Raw genomic sequence first — 19542 nt, 5'->3', positions numbered from 1 at the left:
CGCCATGAACGCCACCGTTTCGACACGGGAAACCTCGGTCAGGGTCTGGAGCTCCTATGTTCGCCTCTTCCACTGGTCGCTGGTTCTGTGCATTGCCGTGGCGTGGCTTTCTTCCGGGGAAATCATGAAGGTGCACGAACTGGCCGGCTATTGCGCCGGAGTCCTGATCGCCTCGCGCCTGATCGCGGGGCTGGCCGGGTCCGGGTATACGCGCTTCGATCAATTCGTGCGCGGACCGCGCATGGTGCGATCGTATCTCGCCGACGTGGCGCATGGCCGTGAGAGGCGATATCTCGGGCACAACCCTGCTGGCGGCGCCATGGTGCTGGCGCTTGTGATTTGCATCGCGGGAATTGCGCTGACCGGATGGATGCAGACCGCCGACGCCTGGTGGGGCGTTGCCTGGGTTGAGGACACGCACAAGGTTCTGGGCAATGGTATCCTGGTGCTGATCGGCCTTCATGTCGGCGGCGTGGTTCTGGCAAGCCTGCGCCATGGCGAGAACCTGGTTCGGGCGATGGTCACCGGCCGGAAGCGCGCGCCATCGCCGCAAGACGTTGCCTGAAGAATGAGACTGGGGAATGCAAGGGGCGCCGCGTCGACGTGGTGCCCTTTGCTGTTCTCAAGACGCGTGCTTCATGTGCTCGTCCTGATCGACCCGACCCGAAAACTCGCGCCTGTACCGCATCGGCGAGGTTCCGAGCCGTGCGGCGAAATGCTGGCGCAGCGACGTGGCGCTGCCGAAGCCCGCTTCGAAGGCCACCATGTCCATCGATTTGTCCGTCTGCTCCAGCAGCCTTTGCGCAAGTGCCACGCGCTGGTCGGCGAGCCAGTCGCCGAAACTGGTGCCGATCGAGTTCTGGAAGCGGCGGGTGAAGGTGCGGCGCGTGAGGCCAGCCCTATCGGCGACGCTGTCGAGACAGTGCGTTTCGCCGAGCGTTGCCCGCACCTGGTCGAGAGCGCGCGTGAACCGGTCCGCGTTCGGCGTCGGCGCAAGCGGACGCTCGATGAACTGTGCCTGTCCGCCTTGGCGGTGCGGGGAGAGCACAACATGGCGGGCAAGCCGAAGGGCGGCCTCCGCGCCATAGCGGGCGCGCACGATGTGCAGGCAACAGTCTAGCCCGGCGGCGACGCCGGCCGACGTGATGATGTCGCCGTCGTCGACATAGAGCACGTCCGCGTCGATCGCGAGATCGGGATGCAGCGCCTGCAACCGGTCGGTATAAGCCCAATGGGTGGTCGCCTTGCGCCCGGCCAGCAATCCGGCGCCGGCAATGGCGAAGGTGCCGAGGCACAAGCCGACGATCAGCGCGCCGCGCCGATGCGCGCGTCGCAGCGCATCCTTGAACGGCGCGGCCAGCGGAGCCTCGAGATCCTTCCAGCTCGGAATGATGACGATGTCGGCCTCGTCGAGCGCCGAAAGTCCATGCGGCACCAGGATGCTCAGCCCGGCATCGGTATGAATGGGTCCCTCCTCCATCGCGCAGACGCGGAAGTCGAAGCGCGGCAGCCCGAGCTTGGTGCGGTCCGCGCCGAACACCAGGCACGGCACGGAGAGATGAAATGGGCTGATGCCGTCGAAGGCGACGGCGGCGATGATCGGGTTCTTCATGACAAATATCGTTCCGTTGAGAGTCGAATGTCCCAATTCTTTCGAATGATGTCAATCGGGCCACTTTCTGGAGCCGAACCAGCCGACTAGCTTTGACCCATCAACACGATCGAAAGGAACCGCCATGTCAGCTCCAGCCACCCAGCCACGCCGCGCGCTTGTCGTCGTCGATGTTCAGAACGACTACAATGGCGGCAATCTCGCCATCCAACATCCGCCATTCACCGAGACGGTCGCCAATGTTGCGCGCGCCATGGATGCCGCCGCGGCGGCCGGCATCAAGATCGTCGTCGTCAGGCAGATGGCGCCCGAGACCTCGCCGATCTTCGCCAAGGGCAGCCATGGCGGCGAGCTGCATCCCGAGATCGCCAGGCGCGGCCGCGACCACTATGTCGAAAAGACGCTGCCTTCGGCCTTCACCGGCACGGATCTCGAAGCCTGGCTGCGCGCCAACGCCATCGATACGATCGCGGTCGTCGGTTACATGACCCACAATTGCGATCTGTCGACCATCATCCACGCTGTTCATATGGGCTTTGCCGTCGAGTTCCTTTCCGATGCCAGCGGCTCGGTGCCCTATGCCAACAGCGCCGGCTATGCATCGGCCGAGGACATCCACCGGGTGGTGAGCGTCGTCTTGCAGTCGCGCTTCGCCGCGGTGCTGAAGACCGCCGAGTGGATCGATTGCCTGAAGACCGGCGCCCTGCCTGAGCGCGACACGATCTATGCATCGAACCAGCGTGCCTTGCAGCGTAATGCCGCCTAGCTTGAACCGCTTTCGAACGGCAAGGCGCCGCCTGGATGCGGCGCCTTCTTGGCGCGCCAACTATCCAGCAGAGCGTGAGCCATTTCACGGACGTCGCTCCGGTATTTTCGGAAAGTCACCGCGCATGTGAGTAAGCGCGGTTGGCTTTTTGGGGGCTGGATTGAAGGCGCGCGTTGCACGAACCATGGTCGTCCTGGCCCTCGCCGTCGGCGCGGCGCTGCTGCCATGGCCCGCTCTTGCGCAAGTCCCGCCGCATGCGCCGGGGACGATCTGCTTCACCCAATTCTTCTGGTGCTGGGCGCAGCCGCCCGGACCGCCCGGCTATCCCTGCGGATGCCCGTCGCAATATGGCTTCGTGCCGGGCTATCTGGGCTAGTCGTCGGGGGAAGCGATGACGACGTCCCACGATCCTCTTGTCTCAGGGTTGCTCGCCGACGCAAAGCTGGTTGCCGGCTACGGCCGCTACGGCGTGTTCAAGGACAGCGCCCTCTTCGCCGCCATCGGCGATGCGGAAAAGCTCAATGACGCGACCGCAAGCCAGCCCGAGGTCGTCAAGCTTCAGACAGTGTTCAACGACTGCTCCAACACCGTGCCGTTTTCCACGCTGGCCGCGCTCCGCACCGGCTGGTCGCCCGGCGACATGTCGCGGCGGACCGCGCTGGCAACCTATTTTCTGATCGCCCTGTCGGTGACGATGATGATCATCATCGGCAAGCTGACCTATGTCTACAACAGGGGCGTTTCGATCAATGCGGAACTGCAGGAGATCGATAACAACGATTTCAGCGCCCGGTTCGGACAGTCGATCCGGCAGGTCTGGGCGACGAAGAAGCAATTGAGCTCGGCCGCCGCCCAGCAGGCGTCGGCGACCGATCTGACGCTTCTCAAGGATGCTTACTACAATTCCGTCGACAGCCTGCATTCGCTCGATCAACGTTTTTCCTCGCTGCTGGTGCGGGCGCAGGGATTCATGACACAGGAAGCGCCATTCCCGCTCTGGGGCATGCAATGGGCCTATTGCAAGCTTTCGGCTTCGTCGGCCAAGGCGGGCGCGCCAATCGATTTCTCCAACCCCCGGCAGATGGCCATAGATCAGTTCTGCGGTCAGCAAATCGCGCTGGCGCAACAGCAAAGCGGGGCCGGGAACAGCCAGCCGCTCAAGCAGTCGGATTTCGATTGCAAGAACAACGGCAATACCGAAGGCGGCACGCAAGCCGTAAGCGCCACCGGCATCGCCGGCCAGGCCGAAGATGTGAACGCCGATTTCGATGAGGCGACGCGCGATCTGCAGTGCGAAGGCGTCATCACCATCACGCCGAATTCGATTTCGACGCTGACACTGCAGGCCAAGACGCTCAGCGAGGTCCTCAGCCCCTATGCGCTGTGGATCCTGCCCGCGCTTTACGGCGCGCTTGGCGGCATCATGTTCCACATGCGCATGATCCTGAACCCGCTTTTGCCCAATCCGTCGCTGTCCCGGCTCATTCACCGCATCGCGCTCGGCGGGCTTGCCGGCATGATCCTCGCCTGGTTCATGGCGCCGGGGACCAAGCTCGGCGGCGAGGTGACCGGCATAGGATTCAGCCTGTTCACCTTCGCTTTCTTGTTCGGCTTCAGCCTCGATATCTTCTTCGCCATCCTCGACCAGTTCGTCTCGATGTCGGTCGCCGGCATCAAGAAGTTCGGCTCGCCCACGGTGGCATGAAGGCCGGCGAAACAAAAAGGGCGCCGCGATGAGGCGGCGCCCTTGGTCGTTCAATTCGAACGAAGTTTTAGAACAGGCCCTCGATCTGGCCGGCCTCGTTCAAGAAGATCTTTTCCGAAGACGGCGCCTTGGGCAGGCCGGGCATGGTCATGACCTCGCCGCAGATGATGACGACGAAGCCGGCGCCGGCCGAGAGCCTGACCTCGCGCACCGGCACGGTGTGGCCAGTCGGCGCGCCGCGCAGGTTCGGGTCGGTCGAGAAGGAATACTGAGTCTTGGCCATGCAGACCGGCAGATTGCCGTAGCCGGCTTCTTCCCACGCCTTGAGCTGATCGCGCACCGACTTGTCGGCGATCGCTTCCGAGCCGCGATAGATACGCTGGACGATGGTGTTGATCTTCTCGAACAGCGGCATGGCGTCGGGATAGAGCGGCGCGAACTGGGAGGCGCCGGATTCGGCGAGCGCCACCACCTTGTTAGCAAGGTCTTCGATGCCGGCCGAACCGTTGGCCCAGTGCTTGCACAGGATCGCCTCTTCGCCCATCGAGGCGACATAGTCCTTCATCGCCTGGATCTCGGCCTCGGTGTCGGAATAGAAGTGGTTGATGGCAACCACAGCCGGCACGCCGAACTGGCGGATGTTCTCGATGTGACGGCCGAGATTGGCGCAGCCCTTCTTGACCGCCTCGATGTCTTCCTTGCCGAGGTCTTCCTTCTTGACGCCGCCATTCATCTTCATGGCGCGCACGGTCGCGACGATGACCGCAGCGGACGGCTTCAGGCCCGCCTTGCGGCATTTGATGTCGAAGAACTTTTCCGCGCCGAGGTCCGCGCCGAAGCCGGCTTCGGTGACGACATAGTCGGCGAGCTTGAGCGCCGTCGTGGTGGCGACGACGGAGTTGCAGCCATGCGCGATGTTGGCGAACGGGCCGCCATGCACGAAGGCCGGGTTGTTCTCCAGCGTCTGCACCAGGTTGGGCTGCATGGCGTCCTTCAACAGCACCGCCATGGCGCCGTCGGCCTTGAGGTCGCGGGCATAGACCGGCGATTTGTCGCGGCGGTAGGCGACGATGATGTCGCCGAGGCGCTTCTCAAGGTCCTTGAGGTCGGTGGCCAGGCACAGGATCGCCATCACTTCCGAGGCGACAGTGATGTCGAAGCCGGCTTCGCGCGGATAGCCGTTGGCGACGCCGCCGAGCGAGCAGATGATCTCGCGCAGCGCCCGGTCGTTCATGTCCATGACGCGGCGCCAGGCGACGCGGCGGGTGTCGATGCCGAGTTCGTTGCCCCAGTAGATGTGGTTGTCGATCAGCGCCGAGAGCAGATTGTGCGCGGTGGTGATGGCGTGGAAGTCGCCGGTGAAATGGAGGTTCATGTCCTCCATCGGCACGACCTGCGCGTAGCCGCCGCCGGCGGCGCCGCCCTTGACGCCGAAATTCGGGCCGAGCGAGGCTTCGCGGATGCAGATGATCGCCTTCTTGCCGATGCGGTTCAGGCCGTCGCCGAGGCCGACGGTGGTGGTGGTCTTGCCTTCGCCGGCCGGCGTCGGGTTGATGGCGGTGACCAGGATCAGCTTGCCGTCCTTGTTGCCCTTGACCGACTTGATGAACTCGGCCGAGATTTTTGCCTTGTCGTGGCCGTAGGGCAGAAGGTGTTCGGTCGGAATGCCGATCTTGGCGCCGATCTCCTGGATTTGTTTTTTCTTGGCGGCGCGCGCGATCTCGATGTCGGACTTCACTTCGGCCATGACGGCTTTCCTCTGGATTGGGCGTTGGAAGGGACTGTTTTGATCAATTGTGCATGTTTGGAACGCCGCACGGGCGCAAGGGTGTTTTCTAACCCTGTCGCTGCCTGGGCGTCAACTTTCATGCAACTATGTTTCCTGTAAAGAAAGAATATTGCTGTTCCCGGTGCGACCCTGTTCGGGTCTTCGACCCCAGTCGTTTGCGGCGTATAGAAGCCAGAGCGAAGGCCGTTCCGCCGTCTCAAAACAGCCGCTGAATACGCGAAAAGCGACAGAAGCGACGGCGCAAATCCACCATCCCTGTCTTGGCCGAAGAGGCTGCTACTGCGTCAGCACGTTGCTGATCTCGACCATGTTGGAGCGCACCCGCAGGATGTAGAAACCCATCGTCGTCAGATGCGTCGGCAGGAGCCAGCCATCCTCGCGGCCATTGGCGATGATGAAGGGCTGGATGCGCAGCGCCGAGACGAATTGCTGGTCCATCGTGTCCCACAGATTCTGCAGGTGCTTTTCCTTGATCACATCCTCGAAGTCGGCCTGGGCGCCCCTCATCAGGCCGTAATAGGCGTAGAGCTGGCCATAAGCGAACCAGAAGCGGTCGTCGGCGCGGGTATCGAACCAGCCATTGTTGTGGTTTTCGGCGCGTTCCTTCAGGATGGCCGAGGTCGAGCCGATGTCCGAAGCGATGCGGTCGATATATTGCTTCAGATTGTCGGCGCGGGCGTCGAAGGTCGCCTGGCAGGTGGCGAGACGGGCGTTGAAGGAGCGCAGCTTGCGCACAGCGTCGCGATAATAGCTCGGCGTCGGCGTCTTGGGGCCGAACGGGTTCAGGCCGAAATACCAGGTGTATTCGTCGAACTGCAGATTGCCGCGCGCGTCCTGCAGGTCGGCGTCGATCTGCGAGGTCGTGCGCACGCGGCCGAGATTGTCGGCAAGCTCGGTCGCGGTGCGCCGCACCGCCTGGTTGATGCCGCGCTGGAAGGACGCCTTGTTGTCCATCCAGGGCGTGTTGTCCCAATCGATGCCGAATAGGCCGAGCTTGTAGAGGATCATCGACGAGATCCAGGCATTCTGGTTGACGTTGAAGTCCGTCAGATCGGCGGCAACCTGGGCGATGGCGGAGTTGCCGCAGGTCTTGGCCGTATCGGTGCCGCTGCCGGCCGAAACCTGCTCGCCCGCCGACACGTTCCGCTTCTCGAACGTGTAGGTGTCGGGATAGTTCGGGTTGAAATTGTTCCACCACTGGGTAGCGTAGAAGAAATTGGCGTAGAGGCCGATCAGCACCAGGAGGGCAAGACCGACCACGGCCTTCAGAATCCAGCCGCGTTGCCCGTACCAGCGGCCGACCCACATGAATGGCCACAGGATGACGCCGATGACGAAGCCGATGCCGCGGCCGATCCACTGGAATATCTGGGTGAAGAAGTTCACGATCGGGTCGAGCATAGCTGTGGCACCCCCTAGCATGATGCCAAAAAGTTGCAGACTTTTTGGATAACATCATGCGCCAAAACAACAAGTTAGAACGAAATGACGGCTCATTTCGCTCTAGTCAGTCAGGCCGTAAAGGCGCGCGCGGAACGCCGCCTTTTCCTTCAAATATGTGGTTTTCAGAACGTCCACAACATGGCTTCTCCAGGCGTCGCTGAAGCCGTCATAGTCCTTGTAGAAACCCGGCTTGTTGAAGACGTAACGCGAAACGAAGTCCTGCGGCACGAAATCCGAGATCAACTGGTTGGTCAGCCAGGCATCGGGATGGTCGGGCTTGGCGCGCACGACCAGGAATCGCTGGCGCGGCGGCACATCCTCGATCTTGAGATGGCCGAACTGGGCGATTTCGCGCTTGGCGGCATTGAGGAAGGGAAAGTTCCCGTCCTGGGCGATCAGATCGGCATGGCCGTGGATCCAGGTCTGCAGCCACACCTTGTCGACATCGGTCAGATTGCGGTTGGGCTCGGCGTCGCGGATCAGTGCGCGCACGACCATTTCTGCGCGATGCTCGAGATAGCCGGAAGCCTCGATCCATGAGGCGCGCGGCAGGTCGAGCCGGCCGGTGGCGGCCAGGAAGCGGAACACCTTGTCGGCGTCGTTGATCGACAGATAGCTTACCTGCCAGGGGCGCGAGCGGCGGAAGCCGGGGGCGGCTGGATCGCTGATCACCGTCGTCATATCGGGGTCGACGAAGACGTAGAGCCCGCCGAAATGGCTGGTCCAGTAGGCGTTGTGACGGAAGATAACCTGGTCCGGCACCAGCGCGTTCTCGCGGATGTCGCCGCAGACCTTGGCAAGATCGACCATGCGCTGGAGCATGGCGTTGTCGCGCCAGGCGTCGGGCTCCTGCTTCAGCCGGTCGACCAGCTTGCCGAGCTCGGCCGCCTTGCCGAGCACGTCCTCGGCCGAGAGTACCTTGAACTCGACCTGGTTGATCGACAGCAGGTCCTCGATGTCGTTGACCTTGGGAACCGAGTCCTCGATCTCGCCGTAGATCACGTCCTTGATGGTCAACGCGTCGATGGCGCGCTGGTTCTTCGACATGAACTCGAACATCAGCTGCGAGGTGTTGGAGAAGGCGGTATGCACCACCGGCAGGTCGATCTGCGACGGCGTCAGGATGATGAAGCGGCGGTTGACCTCGTTGGGGTCGAGATAGTCATAGTCGCCGCATTCCTCGGCGATCTCCGGCGAGAAGCCGGTGCGGTCGATCTGGAAGCTTGCGAGCTTGGTGGGCTCGAGGCCGAAGGCGGCAAGCGCCTTGTTGTAGCGCTGGATGAGGTGCGGCTCGTCGATGGTGAGCAAGCGGCCGTAGATCAGCTCGTTGTCGCGCAGAAGATCGGGCTTTTTGGCGGCGGGCGGCGCAGCCGCCGCCGGCGAAGGCTTACGCATTCCACGAGCCCTTCTTCTTCAATTCCTCCATCTCGCGCGCCGCCCGCTCGCGCAGCCTTGCGTCGCGCAGGAGCTTCTCCACCGCGGCATCGTCGGACTTGTCGGAATAACGGAACTCGGAATCGGCGTAGCGGTTGATCTCCTGCATGACCATGTCCATCGAGAATGGTCCGCGCAGTTCCTCGATCATCGCCTTCTTGTCGTCGTAGCTCTTGTGCATGAAGGCTTCCGGCTTCTCGAACCAGTCGTCCGGCAGCTCGATATCCATGGCGCGCATCTTGATGGCATCGGTGACGTTCTTGATCGCGCGGCCGGTGAAGCGCGGCTCGGCGTCCTTGATCATATGCAGGTAGGTGCCGACATCGGCCATGGTCTTGGGCGCGCCGTTCTCCTTCATGTAGCGCTCATAGACCTTCATCAGCCCGTCTTCCCGCGGCTTCTCATGCTCTTCATAGGCCTCGCTCACCGCACGCTGGATCTCCTGCGCGGCATAGAGCTCGTGCTCGCCGAGCGGGATCTTGTGGTTCTTGCCGGCAAGCAGCACGAAGATGTCGATATAGTCGTCGCGGGTCTGCGGGCCGTCGACCAGCCATCGGGCGCCGGCGCGCTGGCGCAGCGCATCGTCGACATTTTCCGGATAGTTGGAAAACATGCCGAAGGAGCAGTTGCCGCGCACGACCGTCGAGGCGCCGGCGAAGGCGTCCATCAGCACGCCGGTGATCTCCTGCTGGCCGGCCGAGGCGCGGTCGTCGGAACGGCGCGCCGCCACCTGGTCGATGTCGTCGATGGTGCCGAAGCCGATGACGCGCGGATTGAGCACGTTGTTGATGAACTGGCGGCAGTTCTGGCCGGACTTGCCCTGATAGGACGAGATCTGGTCGACGCCGAAATTCTCGTAAGCAAAAGGATAGCCTGCGACCTGACAGTAGCCATTGACGAGGCCGGCGATCATCTGGATCAGCGTCGTCTTGCCGGTGCCCGGCGCGCCGTCGCCGATGAAGGTGAAGAGGAAGCCGCCAAGCTCGACGAAGGGATTGAGCTCGCGCTCGAAATCATAGGCCATCAGCATCTTGGCAAGTTTGACCGACTGGTATTTGGCGATGTGGTTGCCGACGACCTCTTCCGGCTTCTTGAAGGTCATCACCAGCGGCTTGGCGCGCTTGCCGGGCGCGACGTCGAAGCCGTCGAGGGTGAAATCGTCGACATCGATGCGGATATGCGCGTTCTCGAATGGGCCGATGCCGTCGAAGCGGCTCTTGCGCGCCAAGAGCCCGTCGATGGCGACCCGGGAAAAGGCCCGCGCCCGCGTCATCAGGTCCGCATCGTCCTTCGAGCCGGCGATCGCCTTGTCGAGGCCGGCGACGATCGACTTCACCGCGTCCTGCGGGGTGTCGAACAGGAAGTCGGGTTCGGGGCTGTCGTTCGGCGCCTCGCCGTCGCTGTCGATCAGCTGGAACAGGTAGGAAGCGAAGCTGAAGGCCGATACGTAAGCCGACGCCGACAGAAGTTTTTTGAACCTCGCGGCTTCGTCGCCTTCGAGTGGCGCGCGGACGTTCCTTGCCTGCAGGCTTTCGAGGTCGGAGCCTTCGGCGAAGACGTCGGATATGGCGAGCGCAATCGCCAGGCCGCGGCGGGCGCGGTAGAGCAGCGTGTGCTGCGGGATGCTCATCAACTGGTCGTCGGGATGGATGGCCGCGACCGTCTTCGACAGCTCGACCTCGCGCGTGCGGCGCACCGAACCGACCGACACGGTCGAGACGAAGCGTCGGTTGGTGCCGGCAAGCGCGGTGCCGGATTCGCGCGAGGGGTCCTCCAGCACGACGATGCGGGTGATGAAGCTCTGCGCGGTCGCGCGGTGCTTTTCGATTGCGGCTTCCGAGATCGTTGTCAGGCCGGTGTCCATGAAGGATGCTCCGCGGTTTGACGTCATACATCGCTGATGACCTGTCCGTTGGACAGGATATGGACCTTGTAGCCGGAAAAGATCTTTTGCGCTTCGCCCGCGGCGTAGAGCGCCTGGTAGGCCTCGTGCGGAATCAGCGCGTGGTTCTCGTAGCTCGACACGCCCTGGCGCGCCGCTTCGAGGTCGTCGGTGTTGATGAAGAATTCCTGCGTTGTCTTCTCGCTGGAGAACAGGCCCTTGCGGCCGGGTTTCTCGGCCTTGGAGAAGACCTCCTGGATGGTCCAGGTAAGCAGCCAGGCGTTTTCCGGCTTGCGCACCTTGGCCAGCACCTCGGTCACTGTCGAATTGTTGTCGGTGATGCCGGCCGAGTAGAAGGGTCCCAGCACCACGCGCCGCAGCTGCTTGGGATGCAGCGGCTCGAAATCCTTGTCGAGATTGACCGCGATCGTCGCCGGCGAGAGCGTATAGGCCGAGTTCTTCTCGGTGAAATCGTCGAAGCGGTGCGCAAGCTCCGGGTTGAGCAGGCCGTCGACGGGAAGCGGGATATCGACCTTCTCGTTGAGCTTGCCGTTGCTGTCGACCAGCTGGCGCACCATGTTTTCGGAAGAATCCTCCACCGTCACCATATAGACCAGCGGCAGGTTGGCGCTGCCGTCGAACGTCGCCCAGTGGACGAGATAATAAGGCCGCATGGTCTTCGGGTTGACCGAGACCTTGGCCGTCTGCGCCAGGGTAAACGGACCGAAGGTCGCCTCGCTCTTGACGTCCTCCAGATAGAGCCGCTCGGCCATCGATTTCTGCAGCGCCTCGGGAAACTCCTTGTGGCGCAGGATGAAGTCGGCCATCTCCTCGCGCAGTTCGCCAGCCTGCGGGATGTTGGCCAGGCGGGCATCGGCCTGCTGGCGGTCGTTTTCCAGCTCGAGCAGGTTCTGGAAAACGGGATAGCCGCTGTCGGCGCGCGAAATGCGGAACGTGTCCATGAAGCCCAGCCGGTTGCGCCAGCAGGCAAAGGACTTGTCCAGCCGCGCGATATACTCCGCGACGATCCTGGCGACGATGCCGTGCCGGTAAAGCGGCGAGCGGTCGTCGCGCATGAATACTTCCAGCCCGCTCAGCGCCGCCGTGATGGCGGAGAAATAGCGTGCCGCCGCGTCGTTTTCAGGTGTCATGTGGCTGCCGTGGAAATGAAGTCAGCGGCGCCGCCTACGACTGCACGTAGTTTGCCGAATTGTGCTTCTTCATCACATCGTCGAAGCGGCGGGCGAAGGCATCGTCGGCGAGCTTCTTGCGGCGCTGGATGTCGGCGCTGGCGACCATGTTCTTCTCGTGCATCTCCAAGAGGTCGCCGATGTGCTTCTGCGAGGCGGCGCCGATGCCGGCCATCGTCTCCTCGGCGGTGTTATCGACCTGGCTGCCCAGCGTGTTGATCTTGTGGGCGACGTCCTGCTGGGCGGCGGTCTTCAGCGAATCCTCCAAGGCCTTGTAGAGGACGATGCGTTGTTCGGTGTCGATGGTCAGCTTGTTGATCAGCGTCGACTGCGCGGCGATCTGGTTGTTGAGTGAATCGACGAAGGTCTGGAACATCGAGGTGTAGCGCTCCAGCGTCTGGCTTTCGGCCAGCAGCTCCTGCTCCTTGGCCTGCTTTTCATTGTATTCGGTCGCCATTTTCGAGCGCTCGCCCTCAAGCTCGGTGCGCTCCTTCTGGGTCGTGGAGGAGGCGATCTTGTTTTCGATGTCGAGCAGCATCGGGTTCAATTCCTCGATGCGCTTCTGCACCGCTTCAAGATTGGTCATCGTCACCTTGCGGCGCTCGATAACCTGCGAAAGGCTGGCTTCGGAGGTCTTGTAGCGCTGGTCGAGGACCTGCTTCTGCGCCTTCAGGATGCCGACGATGGTGTCCGACTTTGCCAGCAGCTCCTGCAGATTGCCGGCGAGCGACATGTTGCGGACGCGGTCGGTGCGCATGCGCTGCTTGCGCTGCGCCGAAAAGACACCGACGAAGTTTTCCCAGCCGGTGTAGTTCTTCATGCTTTCGAATTCGGCGCCGAAGACATTGGTGGCGTCCTCCAGCCCGATGATCAGATCGGCGATGTTGCCTTCCATGACCTTCTGTTGCTTGAGCACGTCCTCGATGCGGGCGTTCTCGATGTCGAAATTGGCGTCGCCGATCTTCTTGTCGGCCTGGGCGAGCGTGTCGAGCACGGTGCCGGACTGCTCGATCTTGGTGCGCATGTCCTGCACGACCTGCTTGGTCTTGGCAATTTCGGCATCGAAATTCTGCAATGTCGCCATTGGGGCCTCCCGCTTCGGCATCCGTTTCCGTGTCGTGGCGGCGAATATATGTGGGGCTTCAAGGGATTGAAAGAAGGAAGACAAGGAGAAGCGTCGAAACAAAAGAATTGGTTGGATCCTTGAAAGGCAAGGCAAGCATGCGCATGGTGCCTAGTAACGCGCACCATCATCGAACAGCTTTGGCTGATATGCCTTAAGGTCTTGTTTTTGCGAACGGCCATGAAACAGCGCCGGCAAATATCTTGCAGCGGCGATGCCCGTTTCGCCGGCGCCGGTCAAGGCTTGAAGCGGTTTTCGGACGACATCCGGCTCTAGGCAGCCTTCCGGCTCAGCCGCTCACAAAGCCGATGAAGTCGTCGGGCGCGGCGCGGCCCATCTCCTCTTCCCAATGCCGGCGGCAGAGCGAGACGTAGACATCCTTGCCGATCGCCACCTGATCGCCCTGTTTCGCCACCTTGCCTTCGGGACCCAGCCGCACGACCATCGTCGCCTTGCGCCCGCAACGGCAGATGGTGCGCACCTCGCGCAGGTCGTCGGCGATGGCGAGCAGCACTCGCGAGCCGGAGAAGAGATTGCCCTGGAAATCGGTGCGCAGGCCGTAGCACATGACCGGAATATTCAGCCGGTCGGCGATGCGGGCGAGCTGCCAGACCTGCTCCTCCTCGAGGAACTGCGCCTCATCGACGAAGATGCAATGCACCGGGGCATGCCGGTGGTGCTCGGCGACCCTGGCATAGAGGTCGTCGCCGCCGCGGAACATCTCGGCCTCGGATTCGAGGCCGATGCGCGACGAGATCAATCCGGTGTCGCCCTTGCAGTAATGGCCGGCGACCAACAGCATCGTCGACATGCCGCGTTCGCGATAGTTGTAGGATGCCTGCAAAAGCATGGTCGTCTTGCCGGCGTTCATCGTCGCGTAGTGGAAATAAAGCTTGGCCATAGGTGCTTTTAAGCCGACTTGCCGCCGCGCGGGGAGAGGGCACCGGCTCCGTCCACCAAAAACTCCCTGCCGTTCAAAAACTCCATGTCGCTCAAAAGGGTGTCATGTCGCTTAATGACCAGCGCGCGCCGTTCATCGTGATGTTGAACCGCTTGAAACAACATCAAAATGGTGTTTGGCTGACGAAACAAGGCGGGCGCAAGAACCGTGACTTCGCTTTGCCTCAAGAATTGCAATGGGAGAAAGTTCATGTCGCGTATGAAATCTTTCGTCGCAGGCCTCGGCCTCGCGGCGCTTCTGTCCACGACCGCCGCTTATGCCGGCGATCCTGCGAGCTGCAAGGCGGTTCGGCTCTCCGATGTCGGCTGGACCGACATCCAGGCCACGACGGGGCTGGCCTCGGTGCTGCTCACCGCGCTCGGTTATGAGCCGCAGGTGATCCAGCTCTCGGTGCCGGTGACCATGGCTTCGCTGAAGAACAAGGACCTCGACGTCTTCCTCGGCAACTGGATGCCGTCGATGACCAACGACATCAAGGACTACACCGCCGACGGGTCGGTCGAGACGATCAGCACCAACTTGACCGGTGCAGGCTACGGCATCGTCGTGCCGACCTATGTCGCGGATGCCGGCGTCAAGACACTGACCGATCTCGGCAAGTTCAAGGACAAGTTCAACGGCAAGATCTACGGCATCGAGGCCGGCAATGACGGCAACCGCATCATCCTCGACATGATCAAGAACCCGAAGGACAACCTCGAAGGCTTCGAACTGGTCGAGTCGTCCGAAGCCGGCATGCTGACTCAGGCCGAGCAGTCGATGAAGAACAACGAGTGGATCGCCTTCCTCGGCTGGACGCCGCATCCGGTGATGGGCGCCATGAAGATCACCTATCTCGACGGCATGGGCGATAGCGGCTTCGGCGCCGCCACCGTCTATACCAATGTGCGCAAGGGCTACACCACCGAATGCCCGAACGCCGGCAAGTTCATCGCCAACCTGAAGTTCAATCTCGACATGGAAGGCGAGATGATGGACGCGATCCTGAAGGGCGGCGACGCCCAGACGGTGGCGACGGACTGGCTGAAGAAGCATCCTGACGCGGTCGCGCCCTGGATTGCCGGCGTCACCACTTTCGACGGCGGCGACGCGGCCGCTGCCGTCAAGACCGCGCTCGGAGGCTGAGCCGGCTTTGAATCCGGAACGATGATCCGGAAGAGGGCAGCCAGGTAGAAAAGGCTGCCCTTTTTTCTTAAAGCGCATCGCGCTTTAAGTCTCTGTTTTACGCATGCCATTTTCCCAAAACCGCTGCACACTTTTGGGTGACATGCGTTAAGCTGCGAGAAGCTGACCGTGCGGCAAGCGCGGCAAAGCCGAGAGGGGAAAGATGGATCCGATTTCGAAATTCCTGACCGACTACAAAATCCCCATCGGGCCGTGGGGCAAGGCCTTCTTCGGCTTCCTGACCGACAATTTCGACACCATCTTCCGGGCGTTTTCAAACGGGCTGAACTTCATCCTCGACGGGGCAGTGGATCTGCTGCTGGTGGTCCCGCCCGTGCTTCTGGCGCTGGTCATCGCGATTATCGCCTGGCTGCTGCAGCGTTCGCGGCCGCTCGCCATCGGCGTCTTCCTGGGTCTGATCTTCATCATCAACCAGAACCTGTGGAAGCAGACGGTGCAGACGCTGGTGCTGGTAGTTGCGGCCGCCGCCATGGCCATGGCGATCGGCGTGCCGCTCGGCATCTGGGCCGCGCACAAGCCGAAGGTCTACCGGGTCATGCTGCCGGTGCTCGACCTGATGCAGACGCTGCCGACCTTCGTCTACCTGATCCCGGTGCTGACGCTGTTCGGCCTCGGCAACGCACCCGGCCTCATCGTCACCATCATCTTCGTCATCCCGACAGCCGTGCGCCTCACGCATCTCGGCGTGGTTTCAGTGCCCAAGGCGATCGTCGAAGCGGGCGAGGCGTTCGGCGCCACCAAGCGCCAGCTTCTGTGGAAGGTGGAGCTGCCGTCGGCGCTGCCGACCATCATGGCGGGCCTGACGCAATCGATCATGCTGTCGCTGTCGATGGTGGTGTTCGCCGCCCTGATCGGCGCCGGCGGCCTCGGCACCGAAATCAACCGCGCGCTCGGCTCGCGCCGCATCGATCTCGGGCTTGAGGCGGGCCTCGCCATCGTCGTGCTCGCCATCGTGCTCGACCGCATGACCCGTATCGGCGTTGGAGGCAAGAAATGACCGTCGCGGTTGATTTCAAGAATGTGGACATCGTCTTCGGCGCCGATCAGGCAGGTTCGCTGGCGATGATCGACAAGGGAGCTACGCGCGCCGAGATCCTGGAAAAGACCGGTAACGTGCTGGGTTGTGCCGGCGCTAGCCTCACCGTGCATGAAGGCGAGATCTCGGTGCTGATGGGCCTGTCCGGCTCCGGCAAGTCGACGCTGCTGCGGGCCGTCAACCGGCTCAATGTGGTGTCGCGAGGCCAGGTGCTGGTCAAGGACGGCGACCGCACGGTCGATGTCGTCACATGCGACGAGGCGACCTTGCGGCGGTTGCGCCAGAAGCAGGTGGCCATGGTGTTCCAGCAGTTCGGCCTGCTGCCATGGCGCACGGTCGAGGAAAATGTCGGCTTCGGCCTCGAGCTTGCCGGCGTGCCGGAGGCGGAACGCAAGGCGCGCGTGCAGAAGCAGCTGCAGCTGGTCCATCTCGACCAATGGTCGAAGAAATATGCCCATGAGCTTTCGGGCGGCATGCAGCAGCGCGTCGGTCTTGCGCGCGCCTTCGCCACCGAGGCGCCGATCCTGTTGATGGACGAGCCGTTCTCGGCGCTCGACCCGCTGATCCGCACCAAGCTGCAGGATGAGTTGCTGCAACTGCAGGCCGAGCTGAAGAAGACCATCATCTTCGTCAGCCACGACCTCGAGGAGGCGCTGAAGATCGGCAGCCACATCACGATCATGGAAGGCGGCCGCATCGTCCAGACCGGCGCGCCGGAGGACATCGTGCTTAGGCCCGCCAACGACTATGTCCGCGACTTCATCGCCAATGTGAATCCGCTCTCGGTGCTGACGGCATGGAATGTGATGCGCGATCGCCGCGATCTCGAACAGGGCGAGAACGGCTGGGTGTGGCTCGACCGGCGCAAGACGACGCGCTTCAAGATCGACGACCACGGCCTGGTGGCCGCGGCCGAACGCGACGGCAAGCCGGCGATATGGGTCTCCTGCGCCGATGTCGAGGGTCAGCCGGAGGAGGGGGCCCAGGTGTTCTGGGCCAATCCCGGCACGCCGCTGAAGACGGTGATGCTCGCCATGCACCGCTCGCAGACGGCGCCGGTGGCGCTGTTCGATGAAGGCTCGCGCTTCGTCGGCGCGATCGGCATCCGCGACGTGCTGAGCGCGGTGCTGCGGCGATAGGCTTCTTCGAAGGCGCCCGGGTCTCCGGTCCGGGCGCGCTGCCCGCGGCTTGTTTTCCGGTTCCTTCCAGCGCAGAATCTATCTGTTGTATGCCCATGCGCCGAGGGGGTGATGCCGACGTCGCGCACAGGGGTTCCAGGCGCGATAGCGCTGTCGATGTTCGCCGGGATCTCGCTCGCAAGCGGCGCGGCGTTTTCCCAAGGTTTTGTCATCGGCAATGGCGTCGTCGCCAGCCAGCAGACGATGGCCGCTGCCGGCGATACCGGCATCGTGCAGCCGAACGGGGCGATCGAGACATTCGGCGCCGGCATCGATGCCGTGCGGATGCTCAACTCGAACCAGCGGCTCACCAATGACGGGTTGATTGCAACCTTGGGCGGCGCCGCCGCCAATGTGCATTCGCAAGGCAGCAGCGCGACCATCCTCAACAACGGAGCCATCCTGGCGATAGGCGATGCCTCCATCGGCATCTTGTCGGAGGGCGGAAATGCGCACATCGTGAACAACGGCTCGATCGAAGCGCTTGGGGTCGCCACATACGGCATCATCAGCGACGCCCCGGGCGGGCGGGTGGACAACCGTGGCTTTATCGGCGTTTCAGGCACGGCCGCCGCAGGCATAATCGGCGATGGGCCGGACCTGGAGATAGACAACAGCGGCTCGATCGAGGCCCATGGGACCGCCGCCGCCGGGATCATCTGGCAGAGCAACGGTCTTCAACTGCAAAATTCCGGGTCGATCGTTGTGTCGGGGCTGGCTTCCGTCGGCATCGGCGCCAGCGGCAATGACATCGCAATTGCCAACAGCGGCACGGTCGATGTCTTCGGGACAGCCTCGACAGGCATAGGCACCCTGTTCGGCAACGCCATGATCGTCAATTCGGGTTCGGTCATCGTGGAAGGTTTGGGCGGTGTTGCCATCGCCACCCAGGGCAGCAACTCTGTCGTCACCAATTCCGGCCGCGTCTTCAGCGACCAGAGCGTGGCGATCTATTTCGGCGCGCCCGACGCGGTGCTGAATCTTTTGGGCGGGACGGCCATTCAGGGGCCGATCGTCTTTTCCGGCGGCGGCAACACCGTCACCTTCGGCCCTGCACTGAATGCCGTCATGAGGTTTTCAGGAAGCGGCCTGCCGCAAACCGTGCTGACCGGTGGCAGGCCGTTCGTGACGAGCGGCGCCAGCGTGGCGGTGGTGGACATCACCGGGTTTGCCAGCAGCGGGCCGTTGGTCGAGGACCTTGTCGACGGCATAGCCGGTGTTGCCGAGGCGCGCATGTCCGCTCCAAGCGACGATTTGCCTGCGCCGCATAAAGGTCCAGACGCCTGGATCTCGACATTCGGCGGGCTACGCTCCCAGGGCGGTTCCGGCGCATCGGCAGGGTTCAGCGAGGCGCTTGGCGGCATGGTCGCCGGCGCCGAAACGCGCTCGGGCGACGGGTTCCTCGGTGGCTTGTTCATCGGAGGCGCCGCCGGATCGACCGAGGTCGACGACGACGCGCAGGAGATCGTCCATCGCGGCGTGTTCGCGGGCGGCTATCTCGGCTATGACGGAGGCGTCAATTTTGCCGAAGCGGCATTCGTCGCCGGCGTGCTCCAGGAGCGCAGCCGCCGCCGTGTCGCGAACAATCTGCTGCTCGACGGCATCGAGACGGCGCGGGCGGATTTCAACGGCGTCTTCCTCAGCCCGTCGGTTACGCTCGGCACGCGGCTGCCGGTTTCGTCCGGTACGCTGATACCCAGCGTGCGGCTGCGTTACGCCGGGCTGTTCTTCGACGATTACGCCGAGACCGGTTCGGACGTCGATCTCGCGGTCGCGCGGCGCAACGTCAACGTCTTCGAGGCGCGTGGCCAGCTCGCGCTGGCTTTGGCGCCCGTCAGCATGCCAAGCCAGACCTGGCAAACCACGCTTCGAGCGGGGATCGACGCGATCGCGCAAAGCAGCGATGACGTTTCGGCGACATTGCTCGGCCAGGACATCTCTTTTCCCGCCGGCGGCAAAAGATTTGTGTTGCGCGGCTTTGCCGGCGCGGACGTCGCGGCGGAGGTGGGCGCCGGCATGACGCTCAATGCCGGCTTCGAGGCGGGTTACGGGACCGACAATGCCTTCACCGTCCGCGGCCAGGCCCGTCTCAGCAAGGCTTTTTGAGGGAGCTGATCGACCAGCCCGGACCGCATTTGAAGGCTGGCATCCCGCCGCCGCAGGGAAGGCCGTCTACCGGCATATATATTTTTCGAAATCCATTCCGATTCCAGAAGTCCGTGCAGTAGAATATTGCTA

At 62.7% G+C, this 19542-nt stretch carries 17 protein-coding genes; 8 read left to right on the top strand and 9 right to left on the bottom strand.

Features of this window, described 5'->3' with window-relative positions; genetic code table 11:
* Window positions 1–4 precede the first annotated feature (4 nt).
* Window positions 5–565 carry a cytochrome b/b6 domain-containing protein gene (locus FJW07_RS21650; RefSeq protein WP_140858717.1) on the top strand — a complete coding sequence of 187 codons (561 nt, stop codon included), beginning with the start codon at window positions 5–7 and terminating at the stop codon, window positions 563–565.
* Window positions 566–622: 57 nt separating this feature from the next.
* Here FJW07_RS21650 and FJW07_RS21645 read toward each other — a convergent pair whose 3' ends face one another.
* Window positions 623–1612, bottom strand: coding sequence for a helix-turn-helix domain-containing protein (locus tag FJW07_RS21645; protein ID WP_140858716.1), 990 nt, complete (start codon window positions 1610–1612; stop codon window positions 623–625).
* A 124-nt stretch (window positions 1613–1736) separates the two neighbouring features.
* Between FJW07_RS21645 and FJW07_RS21640 the strand changes: the two genes are divergently transcribed.
* The 3 genes from FJW07_RS21640 to FJW07_RS21630 all read left to right on the top strand — a co-directional run bounded on the left by FJW07_RS21640 (window position 1737) and on the right by FJW07_RS21630 (window position 4083).
* Window positions 1737–2378, top strand: coding sequence for a cysteine hydrolase family protein (locus FJW07_RS21640; protein WP_140858715.1), 642 nt, complete (start codon window positions 1737–1739; stop codon window positions 2376–2378).
* A gap of 184 nt (window positions 2379–2562) precedes the next feature.
* Window positions 2563–2754: a hypothetical protein gene (locus FJW07_RS21635; protein ID WP_181175265.1), complete on the top strand. Its 192-nt coding sequence runs from the start codon at window positions 2563–2565 to the stop codon at window positions 2752–2754.
* A gap of 15 nt (window positions 2755–2769) precedes the next feature.
* On the top strand, window positions 2770–4083 hold the full coding sequence (locus FJW07_RS21630; protein WP_140703980.1) for a hypothetical protein: 1314 nt from the start codon (window positions 2770–2772) through the stop codon (window positions 4081–4083).
* Between the two features lie 67 nt (window positions 4084–4150).
* Here the strand turns inward: FJW07_RS21630 and FJW07_RS21625 are convergent, their stop codons facing one another.
* The 8 genes from FJW07_RS21625 to FJW07_RS21590 form a co-directional block, all read right to left on the bottom strand.
* Complete coding sequence (locus FJW07_RS21625; protein WP_140858714.1) at window positions 4151–5830, bottom strand: formate--tetrahydrofolate ligase; 1680 nt, start codon at window positions 5828–5830, stop codon at window positions 4151–4153.
* A 318-nt stretch (window positions 5831–6148) separates the two neighbouring features.
* Window positions 6149–7273: a DUF2333 family protein gene (locus tag FJW07_RS21620; RefSeq protein WP_140653296.1), complete on the bottom strand. Its 1125-nt coding sequence runs from the start codon at window positions 7271–7273 to the stop codon at window positions 6149–6151.
* Window positions 7274–7375: 102 nt separating this feature from the next.
* The gene (locus FJW07_RS21615) at window positions 7376–8710 is read right to left on the bottom strand and encodes a DUF6638 family protein (RefSeq protein WP_140858713.1); all 1335 of its coding nucleotides are present in this window, start codon (window positions 8708–8710) and stop codon (window positions 7376–7378) included.
* Window positions 8703–10613, bottom strand: coding sequence for an ATP-binding protein (locus FJW07_RS21610; protein WP_140858712.1), 1911 nt, complete (start codon window positions 10611–10613; stop codon window positions 8703–8705). The genes FJW07_RS21615 and FJW07_RS21610 overlap by 8 nt, the downstream gene beginning before the upstream one ends.
* Window positions 10614–10636: 23 nt before the next feature.
* Complete coding sequence (locus FJW07_RS21605) at window positions 10637–11782, bottom strand: hypothetical protein (protein WP_140858711.1); 1146 nt, start codon at window positions 11780–11782, stop codon at window positions 10637–10639.
* 34 nt (window positions 11783–11816) lie between these two features.
* Window positions 11817–12905: a hypothetical protein gene (locus FJW07_RS21600; RefSeq protein ID WP_140858710.1), complete on the bottom strand. Its 1089-nt coding sequence runs from the start codon at window positions 12903–12905 to the stop codon at window positions 11817–11819.
* Window positions 12906–13233: 328 nt separating this feature from the next.
* Complete coding sequence (locus FJW07_RS21595) at window positions 13234–13845, bottom strand: thymidine kinase (protein WP_140858709.1); 612 nt, start codon at window positions 13843–13845, stop codon at window positions 13234–13236.
* A gap of 8 nt (window positions 13846–13853) precedes the next feature.
* The gene (locus tag FJW07_RS21590; protein ID WP_140645724.1) at window positions 13854–14096 is read right to left on the bottom strand and encodes a hypothetical protein; all 243 of its coding nucleotides are present in this window, start codon (window positions 14094–14096) and stop codon (window positions 13854–13856) included.
* On the opposite strand from FJW07_RS21590, the gene FJW07_RS21585 reads away from it, so the two are divergent.
* From FJW07_RS21585 to FJW07_RS21570, 4 genes are all read left to right on the top strand, one after another.
* Entirely contained in the window at window positions 14095–15030 is a 936-nt protein-coding gene (locus tag FJW07_RS21585) for a choline ABC transporter substrate-binding protein (protein ID WP_140645725.1), read from the top strand. The genes FJW07_RS21590 and FJW07_RS21585 overlap by 2 nt on opposite strands.
* A 202-nt stretch (window positions 15031–15232) precedes the next feature.
* Complete coding sequence (gene choW / locus FJW07_RS21580) at window positions 15233–16087, top strand: choline ABC transporter permease subunit (RefSeq protein WP_140645726.1); 855 nt, start codon at window positions 15233–15235, stop codon at window positions 16085–16087.
* Entirely contained in the window at window positions 16084–17265 is a 1182-nt protein-coding gene (gene choV / locus FJW07_RS21575) for a choline ABC transporter ATP-binding protein (protein WP_140858708.1), read from the top strand. The genes choW and choV overlap by 4 nt, the downstream gene beginning before the upstream one ends.
* 111 nt (window positions 17266–17376) lie before the next feature.
* Window positions 17377–19410, top strand: a complete 2034-nt coding sequence (locus FJW07_RS21570) for an autotransporter outer membrane beta-barrel domain-containing protein (RefSeq protein ID WP_140858707.1) — start codon at window positions 17377–17379, stop codon at window positions 19408–19410.
* Window positions 19411–19542: the final 132 nt, after the last annotated feature.

Origin of the sequence: Mesorhizobium sp. B3-1-9 (assembly GCF_006439595.1) — a bacterium.
Lineage (GTDB): Bacteria > Pseudomonadota > Alphaproteobacteria > Rhizobiales > Rhizobiaceae > Mesorhizobium.
Note: the sequence above shows the minus strand (reverse complement) of the source record. Positions and strands in the feature narration are given on the sequence as shown.